General features: G+C 46.0%; 1 pseudogene. It reads left to right on the forward strand.

The annotated features are described in order from the left end of the window. Positions 1–578: pseudogene (locus tag R8N49_RS29125) on the forward strand (AAA family ATPase); the annotation flags it as partial.

Genomic DNA, 578 nt, shown 5'->3' on the forward strand with positions numbered 1-578 from the left:
GACCATGATGCGCTTTTTGAAGTCTTCGCTCAAAACAGTTTTGATCAAGAGGTAGAGCAGCCAACTGCTATTGAATCTCCATCTGAGTTAGACGATTTTGATGAATCAACGATGGCTAACTTGCTTGCAGATGAGCCAAGTGCTGAAGCGTTTGATGGCAAGCTCGACAGCGACACCATTGCAAGTGCAGGCATGGATTTCGAAACCATGTTGGATGTCGGTGATGACTGGGATGGTTTTAAGCCAGCATCAGACATGCCTGAACCATCGGTTACGGAAGAAGTCCCTGAAGATCAGCAAGAAGTGTGGAGTTCGAGCGAAGCGCTGACTCAACCTGAAATCGCGCAAGAGAACTGGGCCGAGCAGGAAGATCTTGATGACTTTGACCCTAAGAAAAATCAGTTTATGACTATTGATGAACTGATGGCTCAAGTGGACAAAGAAGGTGGTGAGTTTGAAGAGCAAGAACTGATGCTCGATGTCGGTTTGAATGAGTTCCCTGATGTGATTGGTGATATCGGTGACGTTGATGTAGATACCAATGCAGAAGCAGCAGGTAAGTTGGACCTTGCTAAAAT

Source organism: Vibrio sp. 1978 (assembly GCF_033344345.1).